This window comes from Vagococcus proximus, from assembly GCF_029143285.1.
In the GTDB taxonomy this organism is placed as follows: domain Bacteria; phylum Bacillota; class Bacilli; order Lactobacillales; family Vagococcaceae; genus Vagococcus_D; species Vagococcus_D proximus.
Map to the genome: position 1 here is coordinate 436,036 of NZ_JAPDSH010000001.1, position 25,137 is coordinate 461,172.

The 25,137-nt window shown below is 34.4% G+C and carries 23 protein-coding genes and 2 pseudogenes; 18 read left to right on the top strand and 7 right to left on the bottom strand.

Translation table 11 applies throughout. The features are described 5' to 3' along the window. Positions 1–8: 8 nt before the first annotated feature. Positions 9–1,472, bottom strand: coding sequence for a helicase HerA-like domain-containing protein (locus OL233_RS02090; RefSeq protein WP_275470707.1), 1,464 nt, complete (start codon positions 1,470–1,472; stop codon positions 9–11). Positions 1,473–1,679: 207 nt separating this feature from the next. Between OL233_RS02090 and OL233_RS02095 the strand changes: the two genes are divergently transcribed. From OL233_RS02095 to OL233_RS02110, 4 genes are all read left to right on the top strand, one after another. Beyond that, the gene (locus OL233_RS02095; protein WP_275470708.1) at positions 1,680–2,051 is read left to right on the top strand and encodes a GntR family transcriptional regulator; all 372 of its coding nucleotides are present in this window, start codon (positions 1,680–1,682) and stop codon (positions 2,049–2,051) included. Continuing rightward, complete coding sequence (locus OL233_RS02100; RefSeq protein WP_275470709.1) at positions 2,044–2,919, top strand: ATP-binding cassette domain-containing protein; 876 nt, start codon at positions 2,044–2,046, stop codon at positions 2,917–2,919. Before OL233_RS02095 ends, OL233_RS02100 begins: the two co-directional genes overlap by 8 nt. Next, positions 2,909–3,628, top strand: a complete 720-nt coding sequence (locus tag OL233_RS02105) for a hypothetical protein (RefSeq protein ID WP_275470710.1) — start codon at positions 2,909–2,911, stop codon at positions 3,626–3,628. Before OL233_RS02100 ends, OL233_RS02105 begins: the two co-directional genes overlap by 11 nt. Before the next feature lie 148 nt (positions 3,629–3,776). Next, a complete protein-coding gene (locus tag OL233_RS02110) occupies positions 3,777–5,225 on the top strand; it encodes a glycoside hydrolase family 1 protein (protein ID WP_275470711.1) in 1,449 nt (482 codons plus the stop codon). On the opposite strand, the gene OL233_RS02115 is transcribed toward OL233_RS02110, so the two are convergent. The 3 genes from OL233_RS02115 to OL233_RS02125 are packed head-to-tail and all read right to left on the bottom strand — an operon-like array spanning position 5,212 to position 7,046. Continuing rightward, positions 5,212–5,931 carry a MurR/RpiR family transcriptional regulator gene (locus OL233_RS02115; RefSeq protein ID WP_275470712.1) on the bottom strand — a complete coding sequence of 240 codons (720 nt, stop codon included), beginning with the start codon at positions 5,929–5,931 and terminating at the stop codon, positions 5,212–5,214. The genes OL233_RS02110 and OL233_RS02115 overlap by 14 nt on opposite strands. 24 nt (positions 5,932–5,955) lie before the next feature. Further along, complete coding sequence (locus OL233_RS02120; RefSeq protein ID WP_275470713.1) at positions 5,956–6,396, bottom strand: GNAT family N-acetyltransferase; 441 nt, start codon at positions 6,394–6,396, stop codon at positions 5,956–5,958. Positions 6,397–6,410: 14 nt separating this feature from the next. After that, complete coding sequence (locus tag OL233_RS02125; RefSeq protein ID WP_275470714.1) at positions 6,411–7,046, bottom strand: YigZ family protein; 636 nt, start codon at positions 7,044–7,046, stop codon at positions 6,411–6,413. Positions 7,047–7,154: 108 nt separating this feature from the next. On the opposite strand from OL233_RS02125, the gene OL233_RS02130 reads away from it, so the two are divergent. Continuing rightward, positions 7,155–7,724 (top strand): hypothetical protein, encoded by a 570-nt coding sequence (locus OL233_RS02130; RefSeq protein ID WP_275470715.1) that lies wholly within the window; start codon positions 7,155–7,157, stop codon positions 7,722–7,724. Between the two features lie 30 nt (positions 7,725–7,754). Here OL233_RS02130 and OL233_RS02135 read toward each other — a convergent pair whose 3' ends face one another. Further along, on the bottom strand, positions 7,755–8,684 hold the full coding sequence (locus OL233_RS02135; protein ID WP_275470716.1) for an alpha/beta fold hydrolase: 930 nt from the start codon (positions 8,682–8,684) through the stop codon (positions 7,755–7,757). Between the two features lie 117 nt (positions 8,685–8,801). Here OL233_RS02135 and OL233_RS02140 point away from each other — a divergent pair, with 117 nt between their 5' ends. The 3 genes from OL233_RS02140 to hpf all read left to right on the top strand — a co-directional run bounded on the left by OL233_RS02140 (position 8,802) and on the right by hpf (position 11,614). Continuing rightward, entirely contained in the window at positions 8,802–10,154 is a 1,353-nt protein-coding gene (locus OL233_RS02140) for an ATP-dependent helicase ComFA (protein WP_275470717.1), read from the top strand. Then, positions 10,151–10,843, top strand: a complete 693-nt coding sequence (locus OL233_RS02145) for a ComF family protein (protein WP_275470718.1) — start codon at positions 10,151–10,153, stop codon at positions 10,841–10,843. The genes OL233_RS02140 and OL233_RS02145 overlap by 4 nt, the downstream gene beginning before the upstream one ends. 207 nt (positions 10,844–11,050) lie before the next feature. Then, positions 11,051–11,614 (top strand): ribosome hibernation-promoting factor, HPF/YfiA family, encoded by a 564-nt coding sequence (gene hpf / locus OL233_RS02150; RefSeq protein WP_275470719.1) that lies wholly within the window; start codon positions 11,051–11,053, stop codon positions 11,612–11,614. Between the two features lie 31 nt (positions 11,615–11,645). Here hpf and OL233_RS02155 read toward each other — a convergent pair whose 3' ends face one another. Next, positions 11,646–12,455, bottom strand: coding sequence for an alpha/beta hydrolase (locus tag OL233_RS02155; protein WP_275470720.1), 810 nt, complete (start codon positions 12,453–12,455; stop codon positions 11,646–11,648). 277 nt (positions 12,456–12,732) lie between these two features. Between OL233_RS02155 and secA the strand changes: the two are divergent. The 9 genes and pseudogenes from secA to OL233_RS02195 all read left to right on the top strand — a co-directional run. Continuing rightward, positions 12,733–15,112 (top strand): annotated as a pseudogene (gene secA, locus OL233_RS02160) (preprotein translocase subunit SecA); the annotation flags it as partial. 68 nt (positions 15,113–15,180) lie between these two features. After that, positions 15,181–15,261: pseudogene (locus OL233_RS11460) on the top strand (SEC-C metal-binding domain-containing protein); the annotation flags it as partial. Positions 15,262–15,321: 60 nt separating this feature from the next. Further along, positions 15,322–16,420, top strand: a protein-coding gene (prfB, locus tag OL233_RS02165; protein ID WP_275470722.1) for a peptide chain release factor 2 whose coding sequence is annotated in 2 segments (ribosomal slippage) — positions 15,322–15,381 and positions 15,383–16,420 — 1,098 coding nt in all. Because the reading frame shifts where the segments join, the coding sequence is not laid out codon by codon here. Between the two features lie 138 nt (positions 16,421–16,558). Next, positions 16,559–17,245 (top strand): cell division ATP-binding protein FtsE, encoded by a 687-nt coding sequence (gene ftsE, locus OL233_RS02170; RefSeq protein WP_126830522.1) that lies wholly within the window; start codon positions 16,559–16,561, stop codon positions 17,243–17,245. Then, positions 17,238–18,122: a permease-like cell division protein FtsX gene (ftsX, locus tag OL233_RS02175; protein WP_275470723.1), complete on the top strand. Its 885-nt coding sequence runs from the start codon at positions 17,238–17,240 to the stop codon at positions 18,120–18,122. Before ftsE ends, ftsX begins: the two co-directional genes overlap by 8 nt. A gap of 417 nt (positions 18,123–18,539) precedes the next feature. After that, the gene (gene glpK / locus OL233_RS02180; RefSeq protein WP_275470724.1) at positions 18,540–20,036 is read left to right on the top strand and encodes a glycerol kinase GlpK; all 1,497 of its coding nucleotides are present in this window, start codon (positions 18,540–18,542) and stop codon (positions 20,034–20,036) included. Positions 20,037–20,163: 127 nt separating this feature from the next. Beyond that, positions 20,164–21,750 (top strand): daptomycin-sensing surface protein LiaX, encoded by a 1,587-nt coding sequence (gene liaX, locus OL233_RS02185; RefSeq protein WP_275470725.1) that lies wholly within the window; start codon positions 20,164–20,166, stop codon positions 21,748–21,750. A gap of 27 nt (positions 21,751–21,777) precedes the next feature. Beyond that, positions 21,778–22,119, top strand: a complete 342-nt coding sequence (locus OL233_RS02190) for a PspC domain-containing protein (RefSeq protein ID WP_275470726.1) — start codon at positions 21,778–21,780, stop codon at positions 22,117–22,119. Next, entirely contained in the window at positions 22,119–22,478 is a 360-nt protein-coding gene (locus OL233_RS02195) for a phage holin family protein (RefSeq protein ID WP_275470727.1), read from the top strand. Before OL233_RS02190 ends, OL233_RS02195 begins: the two co-directional genes overlap by 1 nt. A gap of 29 nt (positions 22,479–22,507) precedes the next feature. Here the strand turns inward: OL233_RS02195 and OL233_RS02200 are convergent, their stop codons facing one another. Beyond that, positions 22,508–24,205, bottom strand: coding sequence for an NFACT RNA binding domain-containing protein (locus OL233_RS02200; RefSeq protein ID WP_275470728.1), 1,698 nt, complete (start codon positions 24,203–24,205; stop codon positions 22,508–22,510). A gap of 141 nt (positions 24,206–24,346) precedes the next feature. Here OL233_RS02200 and OL233_RS02205 point away from each other — a divergent pair, with 141 nt between their 5' ends. Then, positions 24,347–25,123, top strand: coding sequence for a hypothetical protein (locus OL233_RS02205; protein WP_275470729.1), 777 nt, complete (start codon positions 24,347–24,349; stop codon positions 25,121–25,123). The last annotated feature ends 14 nt before the right edge of the window (positions 25,124–25,137 follow it).

The following is a 25,137-nucleotide window of genomic DNA, read 5'->3' on the forward strand; positions in this document are numbered from 1 at the left end:
CGGCCTTTTTATTTACGTTTAAATATACCAAGTACACTACGGCTCATTTCTCGACCAATGCTTCTGATTAACTGATTTGTGAAAGAGTCTGCTATTTTTTCGACAGCACCTTTTGGTTTTTTCTTCTTCGCTTTTTCTTTAATTTTCTCTTCTTTTTCTAACTCTTTTTGTAACTTCTCTTTCGCTTCTTCTTCTCGTTCAGCATCAATTTTTTTAGAAAGGAGTTCATAAGCTGATTCACGATCAACAGGAGTTTTATACTGTGCATCGAAAGGAGAGCTTTCAATTAGTTTTTTGTACTGTGTTTCATCAACTGTTCCTAGGAAACTTTCTGGTGGCCTAATCATTGCACGTTCAACAACACTAGGGGTTCCAGTCTCATCTAAAAATGAAATTAAAGCTTCACCAACTTGCAATTCAGTAATAACATCTGCCACTTTGAAGTTTTCATTGGGACGATAGCTATCAGCAGCAGCCTTAATAGCTTTTTGTTCTTTAGGTGTGTAAGCGCGTAAGGCATGTTGGATACGATTGCCTAATTGAGCTAAAATCGATTCTGGTAAGTCGATAGGGTTTTGGGTAACAAAATAAACACCAACACCTTTCGAGCGGATTAAACGAACGACTTTTTCAACCTGTGAAACTAGACTCTTGGGCATATCATTAAATAAAAGATGCGCTTCGTCAAAGAAAAAAACAAGTTTTGGCTTATCTAGATCACCAACTTCAGGTAGTTCTTCAAACAATTGTGCAAGCAACCAAATTAACATGGTTGCGTATAATAATGGGTTTTGATAAAGTTTTTGTGCCATTAAAATATTAAGATAGCCTTTGCCAGTCTCATCTTGTCTGATGAAATCAGTTAGTTTTATAGCGGGCTCTCCGAAAAATAAATCTCCGCCTTGTTCTTGGATTGTAAGTAGGTGACGTTGAATCGCCCCTAAAGTTTGTTTAGTAATATGGCCATATTCACCAGTGTAGTCAGGCAAATGATTGCTTACTTCTGTTACTAGTGCTTGTAAATCCTTTAAATCAATTAAAAGATAGCCTTTGTCATCTGCTATTTTAAATAAAACTTGTAAGACGTCTGCTTGAGTCTCACTTAATTCAAATAAACGAGAAAGTAAGATAGGCCCCATCTCTGAAATTGTCCCTCTAACAGGGTGACCTAATTCACCGTATACATCCCACAGCCGAACTGGAAAAGGTTGAGCAGTGTAGTCGCTAATTCCAAGTTTTTCAAGGCGTTCCTTCATTTTACTTTCATCTCCAGCCTGAGATAAACTAGCTAAATCACCCTTGATATCGGCTAAAAATACTGGAATCCCTTGTTTACTTAATTGTTCAGCAATAACCTTGAGTGTGACTGTTTTTCCAGTTCCGGTAGCACCTGTAATAAAACCATGGCGGTTTAAGTATTGTAGCGGTATTCCCAAATCTTTGTCATTTTTTGCGATAGTGATACTTGTCATAATTTATACGACCTCCTTAATTTCTTCTTATTTAGTCTATCATTTTAAGTGTTTATTTTGCAATTAAGCTCATAAAATTCTCATCGTTTTTCTAGAGTCCAATTGTATAATAGGTACTAAAAATAACAATTAGTCTTTACACGAAAAAACGGTTACTGTATACTTAGTTAGGTTAGTGATTAACTGATTAACTAGGAGGGTGATGGGATGAGATTAGATTTTGATAGTACATTACCTTTATATAAACAAATTGCAAAGCAAATAGAAGAAGGTGTGATGAAAGGGGTATATAGCCCAGGTACACAGATTCCTTCTACGACTGAAATTTCTAAACGCTATAATGTTAATCCTGCGACTGTTTTAAAAGGAATGAATTTACTCGTATCAAAAAAAATATTAGTCAAACGACGTGGTATTGGAATGTTTGTAACAGAAAATGGGAGTCAACTTATTTTTGAAGAGCGCAAAGAGCAATTTATTAATGAAAATATTGTAGGTTTAGTAGCGGAGGCGAAAGGCTTAAATTTATCCAAATCAGAACTACTAGTATTAATTGAGAGAGGGTTTGAAAATGAGTAAATTAGAAATAATTAGTATTGATAAATCATTTGGTAAGAAGCAAGTGTTGCATCAAGTTAACTTTAAATTAGAAGAAGGACAGTTGTATGGCTTGTTAGGTCGAAATGGTGCAGGAAAGAGTACTCTCCTTTCAATTATAAATAACAGAATAATAGGTGATGAGGGTGAAGTTCTATTAGATAATGAAAATGTTCTTGAAAATGACGAGTTATTGTCTGAAATCTTCTTAGTCAACGATAGTTGTTTGTTTGGAAAAGATGACTCTATGCAAGCAAAAGATTATTTCAATTTTGCTAAGCTAGTGTATGACGATTTTGATACAGAGTTAATGGAGCGTTTAGTTGATATATTTGGATTGGATGTCAAAATGAAATTAGCTAAACTTTCAACAGGTTATAAATCAATTTTTAATATTATTTTAGCCTTATGTGTTCCGTGTAAATTTATATTTCTAGATGAACCTACATTAGGACTGGACGCCAATCATCGTGATATTTTTTATAAAGAATTGTTGGCAACATTTATTGATAAACCTCGTAGTTTTATTTTGTCAACACATTTAATTTCTGAGATAGCTAATGTTATTAATTCAGTTATTGTATTGGATGAAGGACAAATAATTTTAGATGAGACAGTCGATCATATTTTAGCTAAAGCGTGGTCCGTAAAAGGTCCTAAAGAAAAAATGGAATCATTACTTAAGGAACCAACGATTATTGGCTCTGAAGAAATGGGCGGAGAAGTGACAGTATACTGCTACGGGAAGTTACCGGAACTTTCAGATGAATTGACCGTGGATCGTGTTGATCTACAAAAAATGTTTATTCAATTTACATCAGGTAAGGAGGTTTTGACACATGAAGATTAAGCCTATTTTTAGATATTATTTTAAAATTTGGGTGATAACAACACTAATTGTTTCGAGTTTCGCTATATTAATAGATATTGTTTTTCCTATAGCTGTTGATTTGATTAATAATGTAAACTGGCAAGGGGATTTTAAAGCATCTAATGGTTTTACACAATCCTTATGGTTGTTATTTATTATTGTCATGACCAATCCAATCAAGAAAGTATTTACCTTAGGAGCACAATTTAGCATTTCAAGAAAAACGCAATATGTGGCGAATTTACTTGGCATTTTATTTTTTGCAGTGACGTGGGTTGTTCTTTACAGAGTGCTTTATCCGATAGTTTTGGATTATTTATTTTATTATACGGATGATACGTGGAAGTATACACTAGCACCAAGCTTAGCCGTTAACTTTTGGTTGACTCGCTTGATTGATGTAATTGAATTAGTTTTACTTGGAATTGTTGTTTGGTTTTGCATGGCTCAAACAAAACGTTTTGCTGTACTACCTGTTTTTTTTGTTAGTTTAATAGTTATTATATTAATACCTGTGTTATTGATTGCGGTGATGAATGTCACCCCTGAGTATATCCAAATTGACATTTTTGAGAAATTTAAGATGATTTTTACAAACCCTATCGGCTTTTGGTTAGGTATTGTAGCTGTGGTAGGATTAGGACTTTATATTGTACGTCGATCAACTCGTTCATTATCCATGAAATAAAAAAAGAAGACCAAGAGGTCTTCTTTTTTTATTTAGATATGAAACACATCGTTTCATGCTTGTTTTTACAATCAGAATGTGAGAAACCCGTCATAGTTGTATGGTTTTGTATTATCATGAGTATATAAAAAAAATGAGGAGTGAATATATGGCTAAAGAGGAGAGAAGTTTGTTTTCATCAGATTTTTTATGGGGCTCAGCCTCAGCTGCTTATCAAATTGAAGGAGCTTGGAATGAAGATGGAAAAGCGGCTTCTATTTGGGATGAATTTGTGAAACAGCCTGGGGCAACTTATAAAGGTACAACGGGTAATATAGCAGTTGATCATTATCATCGTTACAAGGAAGATGTTAAATTGATGGCTGAACAGGGATTAAAGGCTTATCGTTTTTCAATTTCGTGGTCGCGCATTATCCCTAACGGTAAAGGTGAAATTAATCTGGAAGGTTTGAAATTCTATAGTGATTTAATTGATGAGCTTTTGAAATACGGTATTGAGCCAATCGTTACTCTTTATCATTGGGATTTACCTTACGCACTTCAAGCATCATATGGGGGCTGGGAATCCAGAGAAATCATTCAAGATTTTACAGAATATGCAAAAGTTCTTTTTGAAATGTTTTCTGATCGAGTAAATTATTGGGTTTCATTAAATGAACAAAATATATTTATCATGCATGGTTATTTATTCGCTACGCATCCGCCGGCTGTTAAAGATCCTAAGCGTATGTATGAAGCTAATCATATTGCTAATTTAGCTAATGCTTCTGTTATAAAGGCATTTCGAGAGGGCGGTTATAAAGGAAAGATTGGTCCAAGTTTTGCTTATACGCCTTCTTATGCATTGGATTGCCAGCCTGAAAACTGTTTAGCTGCTGAACAACACCAAGAACTGCTTTCTTATTTTTGGATGGATTGCTACGTTCGTGGAACCTATCCAAGGTTAGCGATGAAAGTATTAGAAGACAAAGGGCTTGCGCCTACACAATTACCAGGTGATAGCGAACTCTTAAAAGCGGGTCGACCAGATTTTATGGGTTTGAATTATTATCAAACGGCGACACTAGAAGCAAATCCTAGTGATGGAATTGGTTTTGATAGTAAAATGAATACAACTGGAGAAAAAGGGAAGAGTGAAAGTAAAGGGTTACCTGGTTTATTTAAAACGGCAGTTAATCCCACTCTAGAAACAACCAATTGGGATTGGACGATTGATCCAGTAGGATTGAGATTAGCCTTAAGACGGATTGCTAGTCGTTATGATATACCTATCCTAATTACTGAAAATGGGCTCGGAGATTTTGATAAGTTAGAAGAAGATGGGACTGTCAATGACGCTAATCGGATTGATTTTCTTGAAAAACATGTCAGTGAGATTGGAAAAGCAATAGAAGACGGTGTCGACGTTTTAGGTTATTGTACGTGGAGTTTTACTGATTTGTTAAGTTGGTTAAATGGATACCAAAAACGCTATGGTTTTGTTTATGTAGACCGAGATGAAGAGTCTGAAAAAGAACTGACACGTATTAAAAAAGAGAGTTTTTATTGGTATAAAGATATCATTAAATCGAATGGATTAAGCCTTAAAAGAAAATAAAAAATTGAATAAGTGTTTCAATAAAATACACAGTGGGCAACTGCGAGCTCAAATCCAAATTATGAGGTGTACGCTCAACTGCTGAATTGTAGTTGAAATGATAATCTGTGTACGTTGCCAAGGAGTTGAAGGCTTTGCTTGAAATACTAATGGTCACAATAGTTGTACCTTTTAACTCTTTCGCTAGCTGGACAATACTGTGTGATTCTCCAGAAGCAGAAAAAATCAAACAAACATCTGGAATCGAAGAAGCAGAGTGTTGTTTATTATTTAGACTGTAGGAGGATAGGACAGGATCTGTACTAAAACTCCGATAACCGATAGTGGTTAGTAAATTTGACGCGTAAGTTGCCATCAATTGAGAGTTTCCTAAACCTAAACAATAAGTAATATCTGCTTTCTCAATCAACTTTCCGATAGCTGCTAAGTCTTTCTCAAAATTTTTTTGAAAAGAAAACGGGAGATCTGGATTCAGTTTTTCTCTTTTTTGATTTTTTTTAAGTTGGAGTTGTGCTTTAAAGTCTGGAAAGTTAGCGAACCCAAGTTTCTTAACACACCTCAATACAGTAGCAGGTGATGTATAAGTTTCATTTGCAAGGTCTCTTACTCGCATATACATAACTTTTTCGTAGTTATTTTCTATGTAATTGATAATCGTTCGATCAAGAGCGCTAAGATTGTTAGAATGTTCAAAAGTTAGCATCATAATTCCTCGTTTTTATAGGTCTAGTTAGTGCAGTGAAAGTGATTTTTTTAAAGGGTAATGTGGTATTCCGATTTCTTCAAAAGGACGACCACTTACAACATAGCCCTGTTTAAGATAAAAAGGTAAAGCATGTTCTTGTGCACTTAGAACGATGTTAGAAGCCCTGTGTTTACTTACAAATGATTCGACCTCTTGAATAAGCGATTTTCCAATTGCTTTTTTTCGGTAGGTAGGTCTAACCGCAAAACGTTGCAGTTTAAAGGTTGTGTCATCTAATTGCTTGAGACGACAAGTAGCAATAGGTGTATTTTCTTTAGAATACACCACAAAGTGATAGGACTCTTCTTCCTCGCTGATCTCAATGGCAGGCGAAATGTGTTGTTCATTAATAAATACGTCTTTTCTAATTGCCAAGGAATCATTGTAAATGGGGTCTGAAATAGAGTCTGTCCAGCGTATAGTCAAAGATGTTCCTCCTTTTAAGTTAAAAGTGTCTCGTGGTAGGTTTTATTTCCCTTAGTTAGTAGTGCTTGTCCGCTAAATAACTCAGTTATTTCATTATAAAACACGTCAATGTCAGGCTCATCAACCATACAGGTCACAACAACTTTATCTGTAAAAGCAGTTTCTTTAATAGTGTAGGTTGAATTTTCAATAAAGTAATCAAATTTACTATGTTGATTGTAATCTAATGTGACAAATACTTCTTGTTGAAGTTTCCCTTCGACTATTCCAATCGCGTCTAGAGCATCATTAACTGAGCCACCATATGCACGGATTAAACCACCTTTGCCTAATTCAGTACCGCCGAAATAGCGTGTGACAATAGCGAGCGTATTGATAATATTTCGCTTCTTTAGGATATCCAACATGGGTAGACCAGCAGTTCCACTTGGTTCTCCGTCGTCACTACTCCGTTGTAATTCATTGGTGTCACCCAAAACATAAGCATGACAGTTATGACTCGCTTTCCAGTGTTCTTTTTTTATTTGATTTAAAAGTTCTTTTGCCTCATCTTCTGATTTTATGCGGTAAAGATGACAAATGAAGCGTGATTTTTTAATTTCGATTTCATGTGTTCCATTTTCTTTAATGGTTAAGTATGTTGTTAACATGTTACACCTCGTTTCATATTAAGTATAGCGAGGCTATGTGTATCAAGCAAGCAAAAATAATGAGTATTTTTAATTAATATTTGAATTTATAGGGGATTTAATAGTAGAATGAAGAGGAAATCAAATAGTAAGGAGTGGATTGTTTTGGATGCAATTAAAGGCGTGTTTGAAAATGAACGATTGGTTTTAGCTAATGGTAAAAAAGTTTCACTTACTGATATTTGGAGAGCTAGAATAGAACTTATACCCTATTTATTATTTCCTGTAACAGAAGAAGTTGAGGAGAATGTATTTGAAGAGGGAGAAGGTCGAATTCTTTATCCTGTAACAACAGATAATTATTTAAATAAGGGACAGATGGTATATGGAGAAAGTAGAACAACTCGTATTGGTCATTTTTTATACAAGGGTGCTACAGAGGTTGTCCGTAAGCCTGATTTAAAAAATCCTCATAAAGTAAAAACATTAGGATATAGAAAACTAGTGTTAGAGATGAAAGATAAATCAGAGGTTGATGTAGTGTTTGATGGGAATAGTATTGAGTTACCAAAATCTGTCACTATTTTGAAGCAAAGTGGTGAGGCAACGGCCTTAGTACCATTTTTTGATCGACCTTCAGAGTTTATTAATATTTTGAAAAAAGAAGGTATTGAAGTTTATTATAGTGAAGATCATTAAAAAAGACGGTTAGCTTAGCTAACCGTCTTTTTATTTAGTAAGTTGGTGATTAATCCAGTTCAGGATATCGGATTGAATTAAATCACTTTCTTTTTCATTTAAGAGTTCATGACGTAAATCTGGATAGAGTTGTAAGGTAATAGCGTCAAAGCCGTCAGTTGCCATCTCTTCAGTGACTTGTATCACAGCTTTTCCGAAATTACCTACAGGGTCCTGTTCACCACTTATAAAGAGAAAAGGTAAAGTATGATTGATTGCGTTATACCACCCTTTTTCATTTGCCGCAGCGGTTAATTGGAACAATGTGTCAAATCCATTGTTGGTAAAGGTGAATCCAAGTAGTGGATCTTCTAGGTAGTCGTCTACGTTTTGTTTGTTTTTAGATAGCCAGTCCATAGGTGTCCGTTTTTCAGGGAATGATTTGTAAAAATTACCAAAAGCAAGCGTGTCGATTTTCTTATTTATCACAGTGGGTTGTTTTTTGTTAAGTAGGGCGGTAACAGCCAAGGCAGCTTTGAGTTCAGGGCGACGGCCACCTGTTCCCATTATAATGGCACCATCCACAAGTGATGAGTATTTCTTAAGGTAATTTCTAACTACAAATGATCCCATACTATGTCCCATAATGAAATAAGGTAAATCGGGGTAAACTGTTTGAGTTTTAAGTGTGATGGAATGGACATCCTCAATTAATATTTCAGGGCTGTTTTCCTTACTAAAGTAGCCGTATAGAGGTGCACCTTCATCTACTGAATAGCCGTGACCTAGATGATCGTGACCTACAACGAGTATCTTATTTTCATTTAGGTAATGAGCAAATGCGTCATAGCGCTCAATGTACTCAGCCATACCGTGAACAAGTTGTAAAATAGCTTTTGGTTTGCCTGTTGAAGGGGACCAAGTCACGTGATTAAGGGAAGTTTTTCCATCAGTAGAGAGTACCTTTTCTTTTGTTTTCATGAGAATCATCCTTTCGATTCTTTAACATAATTGTAAAGTCCCTTTGATTATAAAACAAAGTATAATAAACTGCTAATATTTCGTAAAAAAAACGTATCTATTTTCAGGAGGTGTTATATGGAGATAGATAAGATGTTGTTAATAGGCAGACGACTACTATTAAATGAATTACCCTATAGTAAAGAACAATTGGAGGGAGAAGTGGGAATAACTATTTCACAAACAATGAGTATTGAACATGGCATTTTGACATGTTTGAGATGTGGCAACACGGAACTTGTGGACTTAGCTTTTACAGACAGTCCGATTAAATATTGTCCTGCTTGCATTATGTTGGGGAGGGTTACGAGTATAGGTGTTTTTTATGGGATCAATAGTGATTATTCTATGCAAGGGAGAATAAAAGGGGCACTGACTTGGGACGGAGTGCTTTCAAAAGATCAGAAGAGAGTTTCTGAGAGGATTGTGAAGGCGATAGAGGATAGGTCCTCAATTTTAATTCATGCGGTTACAGGGGCAGGGAAAACAGAAATGCTTTTTAAAGGAATAGAATTAGCTTTAGCGAAAGGGTATAGAATTGGAATTGCATCGCCGAGGGTAGATGTTTGTATTGAATTATTTCCTAGAATAAAAGCAGCTTTTTCTGCTATAGAGGTTTCTCTTTTGTATGGTAAACAAGATGAACCGTATTTTTATAGTCAATTGGTGGTGTTGACATGTCATCAGCTTTTCCGTTTTTATAGAGCTTTTGATGTGTTGATTATTGATGAGGTAGATGCCTTTCCATATTTAAATAATAAGGAGCTAGACTATGCAAGTAACAACGCGCTGAAGGAAAAGGGATCTTTTATTTATCTTAGCGCTACACCACCTAAGATGCTGCTTACAAAAGTAAAAAAAGGAGAGCTTGAGGGAATAACCTTAGCCAAGCGTTATCATGGTTATGCTTTGCCCGTTCCCGAATTCAAATTTGTGAGAAATTGGCAATACAAACTTAAGCAAGGAAAACTAGACAGAACTCTTAAAAGGATACTGTTGCAAAAAGAAAGTAAACAAAGGCAGGTATTAATTTTTTGTCCAAGCGTTGTGATGTTAAAGAAGTTAGTTCATCTCACAAAACAATTATTTCCAGGTGTTATGCAAGGTTTTTCTTATGCATCAGATGAAGATAGAATTTTAAACGTGCAAAAAATGAGAGAAGAAGAGTACAGATGGTTTTTTACAACAACTATTTTAGAGCGAGGTGTAACTTTTCCTTGCATAGATGTCATTGTTGTAGATGCAGATCATATCGTGTTTAACACTCATAGTCTTATTCAAATTGCGGGAAGAGCAGGTCGAAGTGGTCAGGACCCATCTGGTGATGTTTATTTTTTAGCGGAAGGTCGGAGTCGAGCGATGAGTCAGGCAAAAAAAGAAATAAAGAAGATGAATGAGTTGGTTAAACGTGGTGAAAATGAGGTGAGATGATGAATTGTATAATTTGTGAAAGACGGATTGATGTTAGATTATCACTAGTAGATTTATTTTTATTTAAACCCTTAATTCCAGAAATGATATGTCTAACGTGTAAAAATCAATTCGAACGGATTGATAAAAGTAAAAGTTGTCCCAATTGCTCAAAACCGAATGAAGAATCCATTTGTAAAGATTGTTTAGCTTGGGATAAGGCTGATAATCTTGGTCGTATTCAACATGAGGCTATATTCTCATATAATACAGTCATGCAAGAATGGTTTAAACAGTATAAGTTTATTGGTGATATACGGTTAGCGAAGTGCTTTCATTCAGATTTTAAAAAACTATTAACTGCATACCATGGGTGGATTATTACAACTATACCGTTAGGGACTCAGCGTTTAAATGAGAGAGGATTTAATCAAGTGGACGAGTTACTAAATCAAGCTGGAGTCAAAGTTGTTCCGTTATTTATTAAACTTGATACAGCTAATAAAGCACAAAGCGAAAAAAATCGTGATGAACGTCTAAAAACTCCCCAATCGTTCGCATTATATTCGAATAGTGAAATAAATTTTAAAACGGCTAAAATAGTAATTGTAGATGATGTGTATACAACTGGTCGCACGTTAAGGCACGCTTGTTCATTGTTGAGGATGGAAGGAGTTGCTGAGATTAGGACAGTTTCGCTAGCACGGTAATTTAACTGAAATTTAATTTTAGTATAAATAGGAGCTTGCAAGTGTTGGTAGCGCTATCTTTGTAGATTTTTGATAGAAGTGTTCAACGAGAAGTGAGAGGTTATTAATTGAAATTTAATTTTTAATTAGTTATAATAAAGACAAGAAGAAGTTAAGTAATTAAGAAAAACTACTTCTTATAAATGGTAAATGAGAGGGGTAATTGTTATGCTAAAATTCAATATTCGTGGAGAAAATATCGAGGTAACAGATGCTATTAGAGACTATGTTGAGAAAAAAGTATCTAAATTAGAACGTTATTTTGATAAAGAAAAAACGATTGATGCAACAGCTCATGTGAATTTAAAAGTTTACTCAGATAAAAATGCAAAAGTGGAGGTTACGATTCCTTTACCATACATAGTACTAAGAGCGGAAGAAACGTCTCATGATTTATATGCAAGTATTGATCTTGTAGTTGATAAATTAGAAAGACAAATCAGAAAATTCAAAACGCGTATTAATCGCAAACAAAGAGAAGGCAATATCGATACTCAAATGGCGGCTGTCTTCCTAAATAACCAAGGCGACGAAAAAGAAGAGAAAGAGCCTGAACTTGAAATTGTAAGAACAAAACGCTTATCACTTAAACCAATGGATAGTGAAGAAGCGGTTCTACAAATGAACATGCTTGGTCATAATTTCTTTATCTTTGAGGATTCAGAAACAAATGGAACAAGTATCGTTTATAAACGTAAAGATGGTAAATATGGATTAATTGAAACAAATTAAAATAAAAAACCTTGACCATGGTCAAGGTTTTTTATTTTGTTAGAAACGTTGCGACCTCTGTGACAAGTGAGGTGTTCTCTGGTGATATGAGTTCACCATGGGATGCTTTGATTGTTTTTTCTTGGTACAAACTCACAGTTGGTTTAAAAATGATACGGGAGCCAAAAGCACTACTTATGGGGACCGTTCCATCTGATAAGGTTCCTTGCTGATTATCGCCAGCGATTGATAAAACTTTTAAGGTATGTGGAATACCATCTGTTGCATCAGAGAATTGTTTGAAGTAGGAGTCTGATTTTGTTGTAAGATCGTCTAGTGTTTCGTTAGTGATAGGATCAAGATCATTGAATGGTGAACCTAGTAAAGCGAGGTGTGTTATATCTTTTTTATGTTTTTTGGAGAGCGGAGACTCAATGTAGTAGGAACCGGCAAGGCCACCGTTAGAAAAGCCAACAAGTTTATATGATTTGAAATGATAGGTTTTATCTAAAGAGTCGATGACTGTTGCTAGACCTACAGCCCAATTTTGAATGGAAGCTTCTGGCTCTTCATAGCCAATAAATACACATGGATATTGTGGTTCTCGTCCAAAATCAGATAAATACTCAAGTGTCCCGTCTTTTTTTACTTTTATTTTTAAAATATCATCTGAGGTCATTTTTTTATTTAACTGTTGTGCAAATGGAATCATGTTTGTTTCATTACCGCCGCTACCGTGTATAAAGATTACAGGGGAAGTATCGTTTAAAACGTTTGGAGCAGGGTGAAAAACTTGCTGTTGCTTATTTATTACTGAAAGATAACTTATTCCGCTAAATACAAGAACAAGAAGGAGTAGCACTAGTAATCTATTTGGATTTTTTATATATAACGCCCCCTATTTCATTCATTTTTTTTTTTTTTGATAATTTAATTATACATTTATTTAAAAAAATATAAATATTTAATTAAAACTAATTGTACAATGTGGTATTGTATTAGAGTAAAACTATTTCAATTTCATTCCAAAAATGCTAAAATAATAGAGATGGATTGATAAATTATTAAATTGTTTATAAACTAAAAAATAAGAACAGATAGAATCGTATTGATTCTTTTATTATGAAAGGAACGACAGAATGGCTAATTTTCTTAAAAAGATAATTGAAAGTGACAAAAAAGAAATTAAACGCTTAGAAAAGCTTGCAGATAAAGTTTTTATACATGATGAAGCTATGTCAAAATTAAGCGATGATGAATTAAAAGGTAAAACAGAGGAATTCAAAGGGCGTCTACAAAAAGGTGAAACGTTAGATGATTTATTACCAGAAGCATTTGCTGTAGTTCGTGAAGGAGCTAAGCGTGTACTAGGCCTACACCCTTATAAAGTTCAAGTTATGGGTGGTATCGTTCTTCATGAAGGTAATATTCCAGAGATGAAGACCGGTGAAGGTAAAACGTTAACAGCTACAATGCCAGTATACCTAAATGCTTTATCAGGAGAAGGCGTGCACGTTGTTACAGTAAATGAGTACTTATCTACTCGTGATGCTAGTGAAATGGGTGAGTTATATAATTTCTTAGGTCTGACAGTTGGACTTAACTTAAATGAAAAATCATCTGAAGAAAAACGTTTAGCTTATGCTTGTGATATTACTTATAGTACAAATAGTGAGTTAGGCTTTGATTATTTACGTGATAATATGGTTGTTTACCGTGAAGATATGGTACAACGTCCATTAAACCATGCTATTGTCGATGAGGTTGATTCAATCTTAATCGATGAAGCCCGTACACCACTTATTATTTCTGGTGGAGCAGAAAAATCAACAGCTTTATATTCTAGAGCAGATAATTTTGTAAAACGTTTAGAAAATGAAGTGGATTATAAAATTGATGTTCAATCTAAAACGATTGCTTTTACAGAAGAAGGTATTTCAAAGGCTGAAGAAAATTTTGGTGTCGAAAACTTATATGACATTGAAAATACGGCGTTAACACATTACCTAGATAATTCATTACGCGCAAACTATATCATGCTGTTAGACATTGATTATGTTGTCCAAGATGGTAAAGTAATGATCGTTGATCAATTTACTGGTCGTATTATGGATGGTCGTCGTTATTCTGATGGCCTTCATCAAGCTATCGAATCTAAAGAGGGCGTTGAAATTGAAGATGAAACAAAAACTATGGCTAACGTTACGTACCAAAATTTCTTTAGAATGTATAAAAAATTATCAGGTATGACTGGTACGGCTAAAACAGAAGAAGAAGAATTCCGTGAGATTTATAACATGGAAGTGTTCCAAATTCCTACAAACCGTCCCATCGCTCGTGATGACAGGTCAGATTTACTATATCCAACTCTTGGAAGTAAATTTAAAGCGGTAGTTCAAGATATTAAAGAACGTCACGCAGCCGGACAACCGGTTCTAGTTGGTACGGTTGCCGTTGAAACTTCAGAATTAATATCTGATTTATTAAATAAAGAAGGCGTTCCTCATGAAGTTTTAAATGCGAAAAATCATTTTAAAGAAGCTGAAATCATTTTAAATGCTGGCCAAAAAGGAGCGGTAACAATCGCAACAAATATGGCTGGTCGTGGTACAGATATTAAATTAGGCTTAGGTGTTAAAGAATTAGGTGGACTAGCAGTTATTGGTACTGAACGTCACGAATCTCGCCGTATTGATAATCAGTTACGTGGTCGTGCTGGACGTCAAGGTGACCCAGGTGTTACTCAATTCTACTTATCTTTAGAAGATGATTTAATGAAACGTTTCGGTTCTGATAAAGTTAAAGCAATGTTAGACCGTTTCAAGATTGCAGAAGAAGATGCAGTTATCCAAAGTAAAATGTTATCTAAACAAGTTGAAGCAGCACAAAAACGTGTTGAGGGTAATAACTACGATACACGTAAAAACGTCTTGCAATATGATGATGTAATGCGTGAGCAACGTGAAATTATTTATGCACAACGTAATGAAGTTATCATGTCTGATGAGTCGTTAACACCTGTTGTTATGGGCATGGTTGAACGTACGATTAAGCAAGTTGTTGTAGACCATACAACAGCTCCAGAGAAAAAAGATTGGAACTTGCAAGGTATCGTTGATTTTGCTGGCGCATGCTTAATTCATGAAGATGATATTACATTAGCTGATATTGAAGGTAAGACACCAGAGGAAATGACAGACTACCTAGTTTCTAAGGCTAAGGAAGTATTTGAAACAAAAGCTGATCAGTTACAAAGTGAAGAACAATTACTTGAATTCCAAAAAGTAGTTATTTTACGCGTAGTAGATATGAAGTGGACAGATCACATTGATGCTATGGATCAATTACGTGAGTCAATTGGTTTACGAGCTTATGGGCAAAATAATCCGCTTGTTGAATATCAACAAGAAGGTTATAGAATGTTTAATGAAATGGTTGGTTCAATTGAGTATGATGTTACTCGTTTGTTCATGAAATCAGAAATTAGACAAAATGTTCAACGTGAGCAAGTAGCGCAAGCTGAAGTGACTAAACCTTCATTGGATGAAGGTCGAGTGGATTCAGACTCTCGCAAAAAACCTCGTCAAGTTGAAAATGTAGGACGTAATGATTTATGTCCATGTGGTAGTGGCAAGAAATTTAAGAACTGTCACGGTAAAGAGATGTAATATGACAGTGCGGTTTGGATAATCCAAGCCGCATTGCTTTTTTTTAAAGGAGATGACAGCGTGGAAATTAGTGAAATCAAAAAAGAACTAGAATCTGCTCAAAGCAAATTGCTCGAATTTGGGAGGTCCCTTTGACTTAGATGAGTTAGAACAGACTCTTGCTGTTTTAGATAACAAAATGTCTGAACCAGGTTTTTGGGATGATAATAATTCAGCACAAAAAGTAATTGATGAGAGTAATGCTTTAAAAGCTAAATATGAATTGTATAAAAAGTTGGAAGAAGAGTATGACGAGTTGATGGTATTTCTTGAAATGCTTGGTGAGGAAGATGATGTAGAGTTTGAAAAAGAGTTAACTGACCGACTAACATTATTCTTAAATCAATTATCTCAGTATGAATTAACACAACTTTTAAATGGACCATACGATAGTCATAATGCTATTCTGGAGTTACATCCGGGCGCAGGCGGAACTGAATCGCAAGATTGGGGAGATATGTTACTCCGAATGTACACAAGGTGGGCGAATGCTCATGATTTTAAGGTGGAATATATCGACTATCAAGCGGGTGATGATGCCGGAATAAAAAGTGTTACATTATTAATCAAAGGTTTAAATGCGTATGGGTATTTAAAAGCTGAAAAGGGTGTCCATCGATTAGTAAGAATTTCACCGTTTGATTCGCAAAGTAGAAGACATACTTCTTTTTGTTCGGTTGATGTCATGCCAGAACTTAATAATGAAATAGAAATAGAAATTAACCCTGATGATATTAAAATGGATACATTCAGAGCAAGTGGGGCAGGTGGTCAGCATGTTAATAAAACCGATTCTGCTGTTCGATTGACCCATATTCCAACGGGATTTGTTGTTTCAAGCCAAGCTCAGCGTTCTCAATTGAAGAATAGAGAGCAGGCATTGGGCATGTTAAAAGTTAAGCTACATCAATTAGAACTTGAAAAACAAGAAAAAGAAGCAGCGGCTATCAAAGGAGAACAAATGGAAATTGGTTGGGGATCACAAATCAGATCTTACGTTTTTCACCCGTATTCTATGGTTAAAGATCATAGAACCAATTTCGAAGTTGGGAATACTCAGTCTGTTATGGATGGAGATTTGGACGACTTTATAGACGCTTTCTTACGATTAAGTTTATAATGCGTGATATATTTGAAATAAACTTGTAATTAAAAGTAAGATGAATTACAATATTCAAGTGCTATAATAGTGACAGTCTTAAAAAGATAAAACTAGTTATTTTTCAAAAAACAACTATTGTAAGATAGGGGAATGTAAATGATTGAAATGATTGATGTTACGAAAAAATATTCTAATGGTACAACAGCCCTTAGAAATGTTTCGATTAATATCGGACAAGGCGATTTTGTTTATGTTGTAGGGCCCAGTGGGGCTGGTAAATCAACATTTATTCGTCTTTTATACCGTGAGGAAAAAGCAACAAAAGGTAGTTTAACAGTATGTGATCATGATTTAATGCAAATTAAAGATAAACAAGTACCATACTTAAGACGTGATGTTGGGATTGTATTCCAAGATTATAAATTATTACCTAAGAAAACAGTGTATGAGAATGTAGCTTACGCTATGCAAGTAATTGGTAAAAAACCAAGAGAAATCAAAAAACGTGTATTAGAAGTTTTAGATTTAGTTGGATTGCGTCATAAAGTGCGTATGTTCCCAAGTGAATTATCTGGTGGGGAGCAACAACGTGTTGCGATTGCTCGTGCAATCGTAAATACACCAAAAGTTCTAATAGCTGATGAACCCACAGGGAATTTAGATCCTGAAAATTCTTGGGAAATTATGAAACTTTTAGAAAAAATTAATTTACAAGGAACAACTGTTTTAATGGCAACACACAATAGTACAATCGTAAATACGATTCGTCACCGTGTATTAGCTATTGAAAATGGTCGTATTATTCGCGACCAACGTGAGGGGGAATACGGTTACGATGATTAGAACATTTTTCCGTCATATTGGCGAAAGTTTAAAAAGTTTAAAACGTAATGGATGGATGACTTTAGCATCAGTTAGTGCGGTTACCGTTACATTAGTTTTAGTAGGGATTTTCTTATCAATTATCTTTAATGTAACGAAATTAGCTAAAGATATTGAACGTACTGTAGATGTCTCAGTATTCGTTGAGATTGGAACAGAGAAGAAAGAATTGGATAATTTAGAAAAAGAGCTTAAAAAGCTACCAGAAGTGAAAGAAGTTAAGTTCTCAAGTAAAAAAGAACAATACGAAAAATTAGTTGAAGATATGGGAAATAGCTGGAAATTATTCTCTAAAGATGAAAATCCATTATATGATGTATTTATTGTCAATGCATCAACACCTGAAGCTACTAAAGAGGTTCAAAAGTCAGCAACTAAACTTAAGAATGTCTATAAAGCCGATTATGGTGGACTATCTTCTGATAAGATTTTCAAAATATCTAAAGCAGTGCGCAAGTGGGGAATCATTGCAACGGCCGTCTTATTATTTATAGCGGTATTCTTGATTTCAAACACAATTCGTATTACTATCATTTCACGAAAGCGCGAAATTCAGATCATGCGACTTGTTGGAGCTAAAAATAGCTTTATCCGTTGGCCATTCTTTTTAGAGGGGGCTTGGATTGGTATTTTAGGTAGTATTGTACCAATTATTATTATGACTTTAGGTTATATGCAAGCGTACTTTTATGTGAATCGTGGATTAGTAACATCAGGTTATTCATTAATTAAACCAGATGCTCTTATTCCGCAGATTAATATACTAATGTTAGTAGTTGGGATATTGATTGGTTCTGTAGGGTCAATTTTATCGATGAGACGTTTCTTAAAAATATAAAAATAAAGACCGCATATATGATATGTGGTCTTTTTTTTTATAAAAAAACAGTTGGTCACAAGACCAACTGTAAGGGGATGAATCAACCATAGAGAGGACGATTGGGGAATAACCCTCTCTATGACATAATTCTTTGAAAAGTTATTCTAGCATAAACGGTCAGACTTTGGGGAAGTAACAACTGCCCTTGCTCAGAAAAACACCAAAGATGATTCGTTTAAAGTATACCATATCTGTTAATTAAATATCAATTAGCGGACATATTTTAAATCTTTTAAAAATAAGAATGGATTTTGAAGTTGAGAATGTTACTATTTGTTAATGTATAAACAAGTATTTTGAAAAGAACATCTGATTGTAAGTATGGTGTAACTAGGGTAAAATTAAGGTATAAAATACTGGAATAGGTGGGATAAAATGGAGAAGTTTATTTTAGTTATTGATCAAGGAACGACAAGTACACGAGCAATTTTATTTAATAAAGATGGTGTAGATATTGCGAAATCACAAGAAGAATTTCCACAATATTTCCCACAACCAAGTTGGGTTGAGCATGATGCTAATGAAATTTGGCAAAGTGTCCTTAACGTAACACACAAAGTTATGCAAGAGGCAGGCATTAGTGCTAAAGATATTGAAAGTATTGGAATCACCAATCAACGTGAAACAACAGTTATATGGGATAAAGAATCAGGAATGCCGATTCATCATGCGTTGGTTTGGCAATCAAGACAAACTAACGATATCACTAATCAACTAATTGACGAAGGTCATGAGGACTTAATTCGATTAAAAACAGGATTAAAAGTGAATTCTTATTTTTCAGCTACCAAAGTAATGTGGTTATTAAACGAAATTCCACAGGCTCGTAAGCGTGCAGAAAAAGGAGAGTTATTATTTGGTACAATTGATACGTGGCTAATTTGGAAACTGACAGATGGACAAGTGCATGCTACAGACTATACAAATGCATCTCGTACGATGATGTTTAACATTCACAGCTTAGAATGGGATGAAGAATTATTATCGATTTTTAATATTCCTAAAACCCTTTTACCAGAAGTCAAAAAATCCTCAGATTTTTATGGTAAGACGGCCTATTATCATTTGTTTGATGAAGAAGTTAGTATTACAGGTGTTGCGGGTGATCAACAAGCAGCATTATTTGGTCAAAATTGTTTTGAACCAGGTAATGTAAAAAATACTTATGGAACAGGTTCATTTATCTTAATGAATACTGGTAAAAAAGCAGTTAATTCTGAACATGGGTTACTTACAACGTTAGCCTGTGATGACAAGGGTGAAGTTTGTTATGCTCTAGAAGGTAGTATCTTTGTAACAGGTTCAGCCATTCAGTGGTTAAGGGATGGGTTAGAAATAATTGAAGAATCGTATGAAACTGAAAAAATGTCTTATGAGCTTGCGAGTAATGAAGGGGTGTATGTTGTTCCAGCATTTGTTGGTTTGGGAGCGCCTTACTGGGATTCAAATGTCAGGGGCGCAATTTTTGGTGTGACAAGAGGGACAAGTCGACAAACATTTGCACGTGCCACGCTTGAAAGTATCGCTTATCAAACAAAAGATGTCATTGAAACAATGGTTTGTGAAACAGGCTTGCCAATTACACAAATGAAAGTAGATGGCGGGGCATCAAAAAATAAATTTTTATTAGAGTTTCAAGCAGACATACTGAACATTCCGATTTTTAAACCTCTGGTTACTGAGACAACTGCTATGGGAGCTGCTTTTTTAGCGGGATTAGGTACTGGATTTTGGAAAAATACAGAAGAAATTCGTCATATATGGCAAGTTGAAAGTAGTTTTTACCCTGATATGGATGTAAATGATCGTGACGCTTACTATAAAAAATGGAAAAAAGCTGTAGCAGCTGCTCGTTTCTTCCACGAAGACTAAACCTCATCCTTAGAATTGAGAGATAAATCCATCTTAGGTCCTATGACAATTCATTGTTTTAGAGTGATAATAGTCATGTAAGATAAAACTTCAATAAGAAGTATATTAGCTAAGGAGGCTATTTATTATGAAAGAACAAGAACGCGTATTTGAATTAGTAAAAAAAGGAATTATTACAACTGAAGAAGCATTAGTGCTTTTGGAAAATATGGCAACAGAAAAAGATGTCAAAACTGTTACTAAAGAAGCTGGGGATATTAAAAATACAGTTAAAAAAACAATCAATCCAGTTGAGAATGACTATTTTTATACGGAAGATACCTTATCTTTTGAAGAAGAGAAAGAACAAGCGGAAAAAGCAAGAGCTGCGAGCGAACAAGAGGATAAACAACGACTTGAAAGATTGCTTGCTCAATTGACACAAGAGGCGAATAACGCATCTGCTGAGCTTGATAATGTGTGTAAGGATATTGAAGTATTAGAAAGTAAAATAAGTGCAAAAAAAGAAGAGTTGATGGTACTTAATACACTATCAGATTTAGAAGACCTGACAGAAGAACAGCAAGCCAAAAGTAGTGAATTGCATGATATCATTTCTACCTTAGAACTTGAAATGAATCAATTAAGTGATAAGAAAACAGATCTAGAGATTAAATTATCTGCGATTAACAAAGAGAAGAAAGAAACACGTAAAGACACACCAAGATTTGAAATCCCAGAGGATTGGGAAGAGTCTATTAATGAATTTGGACAAAAAGTAGGGGAAGCGGGTTCTCATTTCGGTAAGAAAATGGGAGAAGCGGGTGTTCAATTAGGACGTTTCTTTAAAGATACTATAAAAACAGTCAATGAAAATGTAGATTGGAAAGATATTAATATTAAGGTTCCAGGACTGTCATCAAGTAGTTTTAAACATGAATTTTATTATCCTGAAATGACCGCTTCGCTTATTGATGTCAAAGTTGCAAATGGAGAAGTATCCTTTATTCCTTGGGATTCAGAAGATTTAAAAGTTGAAGCTGATGTTAAATTATATGGAAAAATGGAAGCAGACACACCTTTTGAAGCTTTTTTAGAAAGAAGTCAAATTTTAGTAGATGAAGAACAAATTCTATTCCATATCCCAAATAAACGCATTAAAGCGGATCTGAATTTCTACCTACCACGCCGTGTTTACGATCATGTTTCTGTTAAGTTATTGAACGGTGATGTGACGGTCAGTGAGTTGGAAGCTAAAGATATATTTGTCAAAAGTACTAATGGCGATATGACATTCAACAGCTTGATTGCAACGATGCTTGAAGTAGAAGGTGTCAACGGTAATGTGGCAGTATCGGGTGGTAAAGTTATGGACTTCCTTTCAGAAGCAGTGAATGGTGACTATAGTTTACAAGGTAACATTGAAAATATTAGTGTCAGTAATGTGAATGGTGATGTAAAAATTACTGGGACAGATAGCTTAGCTAAAGTAGAAGCGAGTGTTGTTAATGGTACGCTTAAATTAGCACTGCCTGAATCGCTAGGTGTTGATGGTATGGTTAAAACAAGCTTAGGAACTATTAAAAATCGATTAACTGATTTTGAAGTTATCCGTGAAAAAGCAGATAAAACGAACCAATTATTACAGTTTAGAAGATATAATGAAGACAAAACTGCTTATATTCGTTTAAATACAACAACAGGTAGTATTTATATGAAAGATACAGAGCAGTAGTTAGAACGAATAGAGGAGTGAACCAGTATGAAAAAGAAATTAACCAAATCAAGACATAACATCGTCTTTTCTGGTGTATTAGGAGGGATTGGTGAATTTATAGGTATTGATCCGACTATTTTGAGAGTTATTTTCATAATTCTAACATTCTTTGGTATTGGAACTCCAATTGTGTTGTATATTATTTTAATGGTAATTATACCTGCTGACAGATCAGGTAGAGGCTCATATGATACATTTGGTAGTTTTAAAGGGCGTGAAAATAGCGGATACAATCAGAGAAACTATGAAAACAATCCATATACATCAGGAAATAAAAAACGTAAAGAAGCTGAAAAAGTTGACGATGATGATTGGAGTGATTTCTAATGACTTATTTTCAAAGATTAATTGTCAATACTCTTACATTTATCTCGCTTTCAGTTGTTTTACCTAATGATCGCTTTTACGTGAGTAGTTTAATGGTGGCACTATTAGCAAGTTTTGTATTATCAATCTTGAATACTCTTGTAAAACCTTTGTTACATATTCTGTCATTACCCATAACAATTTTAACATTCGGTTTATTCAGTTTAGTTATTAATGGTATGATGTTGTCGATGACGTCTTACATACTTGGTGAACAAAATTTCGGTTTTTCAAGTTTAGGGACAGCAATACTTGTTGCAGTAATCATGTCGCTTGTTAATTCTGTTGTAATTAATAAAAATGTTGGTAATAGATATTAAAATAAGCGTTGACCCATATGGGTCAACGCTTATTTTTTTAATGAGTGAACTTTTTCTTTATCTGGTGTAACAAATAAAGTTTTTTGATTTTCATAAATCACATAACCAGGTTTAGACCCATTCGGTTTTTTTATGTGTTTAACTTGAACGTAATCAACGGGCACGCTACTTGATAATCTGAATTTCGAATAATAGGCTGCAAGGTTTGCGGCTTCGATTAAAGTGTCTTCTGAAGGATGAGCACTCTGAACAATAACATGAGAGCCAGGAATATCCTTTGCGTGAAGCCAGAAATGATTTTTATCAGCTGTTTTAAGTGTCAGCTGATCATTTTGAAGATTATTTTTCCCTACAAGAATAATTGTTCCGTCAGTAGCCATATATTTTTCTGGTTTACTTTTTTGATTCTTTTTAGCTTTCTGTTGCTTAGTAGGGCGAATATATTTCTCGCTGATTAATTCTTCCTTGATATAATCGACTTCAGAAGGTGTAGCGAGTTCGAGTTGAGATAAAACAGAATCTAAATAGTTGACCTCTTGTTCCGCGATTTCAAGCTGCTCTTCTATGATTTTAACACTATTTTTTAACTTGCCATATTTTTGAAAGTATTTCTGAGCATTCTGAGAAGGACTTAAATCTTCACGTAAGCTAATGGTGATTGGTGTATTCTCTTCGTAGTAGTTATCAACGGTGACAACTTTAGCCCCTCTGGGTACTTCGTGAAGAAATGTCGTCAACAATTCTCCTTTTTGTCTGAAGACTTCAGCATTTTCAGTATCAAGTAATGCTTGTTTGAATTTCTTTTGCTTTGCTTTAATTTTTTTGCTTTCACCAGCTATTTTTTTTACTAAGGCCCCGGCTTGTTGTTTGACACGTTCTTTTTCAGCCTTACCTTCATAAAACATCTCTAATAAGGCGCTTAAAGAATCAAAAGTATACTTTTCAGGACCTAGATAATCGTAGGTGATAGGTGTGAAGTATTCTTTGTTTTCGAAAATCGTAAGTGTGGGAACAGGATTTGATACTATTTTTGACCAAAAGTCTTTCCATGTCGCGAGTAAAGCAGTTGGATTTTCAGCCATCTGATAAGCGAGTTCTCTCGCAGTATCTTGTCCCAAACCTTGAAAAGTTTGTTGGAAGTAATGAGGAGTCAATTCCTCAGCTGTAGCAAGTAGTTCAAAAATAAGCGTATAATCTGTTGTAAATGGATCACGTTGTTCAACGTTTTTAGGAGGGCGTACATATTCTGCACCAGGTAAAAGTATTCTGTAGCTATTTTGACTAGGTCCTACATGCTTAATACAGTCTAGTATTTTATTGCTTTCTTTATTTACAAGAATGATGTTACTGTGACGGCCCATTAATTCAACAACTAAAACAACATTTTCTAAGTCACCTAACTCGTTTCGTTTTGAAAATTCAAAGTGAACAATTCTATCATTTTCAATTTGCTTCATTTTTTGAAGAATAGCCCCTTCAAGATACTTTCGTAACATCATACAAAAATTTGGTGGTGTGGATGGATTTTGGTAATCAACTGTCGTAAGTTGTATACGTGCATAAGCTGAATGAGCTGATAGTAGTAGTTTATGATTCTTTCCTTGGTTACGAATGACCAAGATTAATTCATTGTCGAAGGGTTGATGTATTTTTGATAGACGACCATTCATTAATGTGCCGGAAAGTTCATTTATCATTGCGTGAGTAAATACGCCATCAAATGCCATAGGGTAAAACCTCATTTCTAATTTTCAATAGTTAACTAATTATAATAATAGCGATTTTGAATGAAAAAGGGTACAAATTATGCTTTCCTTTTTGGCTATCAATTAGTATACTTATATTATAACAGAGTAAAGGTGAAGTGAATGGAAAAAATAACGAAGTTACTAGAGAATTTAAAACAAGCTATTATTGACTATAAAGATAAAGTAATGACTTACTTCAAAGAACGTGAAGAGAGGTTGATTGAAAAGAATAAACAAGCGATTGCAAACAAACAACCTAGAAAAAAATCTGACAAAAGTTTTATAGAGATTTTTATGGAGAAGAAAGAATTAGTTCTTATATCCATCCTCTCAATTATAGTGTTGGTGTTATTTTTAACTATTGCAGGACCGAGAATTAATCATAGTATTATATTGAAACAAAATGAGACATTGATTGGTCAAACTTTTGAAGGAAATAAAAAAGTTAAAGTTGTTGCTTATGATGAACTTGAAGATATTATCAAGAAAAATAAAAAAGTGACTGTCATGATGGTTGATCAAAATGGTAAGCATTATGAACAGTTAGAAAAATCATTATTGGATTCAAAAGAATTAAAGAAATATGATGGAACTATTTATTTATATCCCATTACGATGAATAAGGATAAAATTGAAAAATTTTATCATTTGAAATCAGATTTTACAATGCTTCGCTTTGAAAATAATAAAGAAGTGAATCGTATTCCTCTTACAACGAAAGATGAAGCCGAAGAAGAGTTAGTTAATTACTTAATTACCTTAGAACAAGGTGAGCGTCCTCAGATTGGCGAGAAGAATAAACAAAAACAAAAAGAATTACGTGAGCAGAAAGAACGAGAAGAAAAACGTAAAGAAAATGAAGATATTATAGATGAATTACAAGATTTTATCTTATAAAAAAGAAGTGACCT

Coding starts and splice junctions, on each gene's coding strand:
- OL233_RS02090 (WP_275470707.1), bottom strand. CDS start 1,472: ATGACAAGTATCACTATCGCAAAAAATGACAAAGATTTGGGAATACCG.
- OL233_RS02095 (WP_275470708.1), top strand. CDS start 1,680: ATGAGATTAGATTTTGATAGTACATTACCTTTATATAAACAAATTGCA.
- OL233_RS02100 (WP_275470709.1), top strand. CDS start 2,044: ATGAGTAAATTAGAAATAATTAGTATTGATAAATCATTTGGTAAGAAG.
- OL233_RS02105 (WP_275470710.1), top strand. CDS start 2,909: ATGAAGATTAAGCCTATTTTTAGATATTATTTTAAAATTTGGGTGATA.
- OL233_RS02110 (WP_275470711.1), top strand. CDS start 3,777: ATGGCTAAAGAGGAGAGAAGTTTGTTTTCATCAGATTTTTTATGGGGC.
- OL233_RS02115 (WP_275470712.1), bottom strand. CDS start 5,931: ATGATGCTAACTTTTGAACATTCTAACAATCTTAGCGCTCTTGATCGA.
- OL233_RS02125 (WP_275470714.1), bottom strand. CDS start 7,046: ATGTTAACAACATACTTAACCATTAAAGAAAATGGAACACATGAAATC.
- OL233_RS02130 (WP_275470715.1), top strand. CDS start 7,155: ATGAAGAGGAAATCAAATAGTAAGGAGTGGATTGTTTTGGATGCAATT.
- OL233_RS02135 (WP_275470716.1), bottom strand. CDS start 8,684: ATGAAAACAAAAGAAAAGGTACTCTCTACTGATGGAAAAACTTCCCTT.
- OL233_RS02140 (WP_275470717.1), top strand. CDS start 8,802: ATGGAGATAGATAAGATGTTGTTAATAGGCAGACGACTACTATTAAAT.
- OL233_RS02145 (WP_275470718.1), top strand. CDS start 10,151: ATGATGAATTGTATAATTTGTGAAAGACGGATTGATGTTAGATTATCA.
- hpf (WP_275470719.1), top strand. CDS start 11,051: ATGCTAAAATTCAATATTCGTGGAGAAAATATCGAGGTAACAGATGCT.
- ftsE (WP_126830522.1), top strand. CDS start 16,559: ATGATTGAAATGATTGATGTTACGAAAAAATATTCTAATGGTACAACA.
- ftsX (WP_275470723.1), top strand. CDS start 17,238: ATGATTAGAACATTTTTCCGTCATATTGGCGAAAGTTTAAAAAGTTTA.
- glpK (WP_275470724.1), top strand. CDS start 18,540: ATGGAGAAGTTTATTTTAGTTATTGATCAAGGAACGACAAGTACACGA.
- liaX (WP_275470725.1), top strand. CDS start 20,164: ATGAAAGAACAAGAACGCGTATTTGAATTAGTAAAAAAAGGAATTATT.
- OL233_RS02190 (WP_275470726.1), top strand. CDS start 21,778: ATGAAAAAGAAATTAACCAAATCAAGACATAACATCGTCTTTTCTGGT.
- OL233_RS02195 (WP_275470727.1), top strand. CDS start 22,119: ATGACTTATTTTCAAAGATTAATTGTCAATACTCTTACATTTATCTCG.
- OL233_RS02200 (WP_275470728.1), bottom strand. CDS start 24,205: ATGGCATTTGATGGCGTATTTACTCACGCAATGATAAATGAACTTTCC.
- OL233_RS02205 (WP_275470729.1), top strand. CDS start 24,347: ATGGAAAAAATAACGAAGTTACTAGAGAATTTAAAACAAGCTATTATT.